The organism is Microvirga lenta (assembly GCF_020532555.1).
Lineage (GTDB): Bacteria > Pseudomonadota > Alphaproteobacteria > Rhizobiales > Beijerinckiaceae > Microvirga > Microvirga lenta.
This window is the reverse complement of record NZ_JAJBBR010000030.1, coordinates 1-1,400: the sequence shown is the minus strand read 5'-3', so window position 1 is coordinate 1,400 and position 1,400 is coordinate 1. Positions and strand designations below refer to the sequence as shown.

At 69.1% G+C, this 1,400-nt stretch carries 1 protein-coding gene; it reads right to left on the bottom strand.

Features of this window, described 5'->3' with window-relative positions; genetic code table 11:
- The coding region (gene ftsH, locus LGR44_RS21655; protein WP_226742791.1) for an ATP-dependent zinc metalloprotease FtsH at positions 1 to 1,400 on the bottom strand (1,400 nt) is incomplete at both ends.

Here is a 1,400-nt window from a genome sequence, read left to right as displayed (position 1 = left end):
CCTGCGGTGGGGACGGCGGAGCCGCGGGTGGCGGTGACGCTCTCGCCGGTGTCGCGGATCGGCGGCTGCCCGTCGAGAAGGTTGCGGATCTCGTCCCCCGACAGGGTCTCGTACTCCAGAAGGCCCTTCGCCAGCGCCTCCAGATCCTGCTGCTTCTCCGTTAGGATCCGCCGCGCGTCGTTGAGACCCGCCTCCACCAGACGCCGCACCTCCGAGTCGATCTTCTGCGCGGTGGCCTCCGAGATGTTCTGCTGGCGCCCCATGGACATGCCCAGGAACACCTCCTCCTGGTTCTCGCCATAGGCCACCGTGCCCAGCTCCGGCGAGAACCCCCACCGGGTCACCATCATCCGGGCCAGCCGCGTCGCCTGCTCGATGTCCGACTGCGCCCCCGAGGTCACCTTCTCCTGGCCGAAGATCATCTCCTCGGCAATGCGCCCGCCCATCATGATCGCCAGACGCGACGTCATCTGCTCGTAGGTCATCGACAGCTTGTCCCGCTCCGGCAGCTGCATCACCATGCCCAGAGCCCGCCCGCGCGGGATGATGGTGGCCTTGTGCACCGGGTCGGTCGCCGGCACGTTCAGCGCCACGATGGCGTGGCCGGCCTCGTGATAGGCGGTCAGGCGCTTCTCGTCGTCGGTCATCACCAGGGTGCGGCGCTCGGCGCCCATCATCACCTTGTCCTTGGCGTCCTCGAACTCCTGCATGGTCACGATGCGCTTGCCGCGCCGCGCCGCCAGAAGCGCCGCCTCGTTGACCAGGTTCATCAGGTCCGCCCCCGAGAAGCCGGGGGTGCCGCGGGCGATCACCTTCAGGTCCACGTCCGGCGCCAGCGGCACCTTGCGCACGTGCACCCGCAGGATCTTCTCGCGCCCGACCACGTCCGGGTTGGGCACCACGATCTGGCGGTCGAAGCGGCCCGGGCGCAGCAGCGCCGGATCGAGCACGTCGGGCCGGTTGGTGGCCGCGATGATGATCACGCCCTCGTTGGCCTCGAAACCGTCCATCTCGACCAGAAGCTGGTTGAGGGTCTGCTCGCGCTCGTCGTTGCCGCCGCCCAGACCGGCGCCGCGATGGCGGCCGACCGCGTCGATCTCGTCGATGAAGATGATGCAGGGCGCGTTCTTCTTGGCCTGGTCGAACATGTCGCGCACGCGGGAGGCGCCCACGCCCACGAACATCTCGACGAAGTCCGAGCCCGAAATGGTGAAGAACGGCACGTTGGCCTCGCCGGCCACGGCGCGGGCGGTGAGCGTCTTGCCGGTGCCGGGAGGCCCGACCAGCAGCACGCCGCGGGGAATGCGCCCGCCCAGGCGCTGGAACTTCTGCGGATCGCGCAGGAACTCCACCACCTCCTGAAGGTCCTCCTTGGCCTCGTCGATGCCCGCCACGTCCTC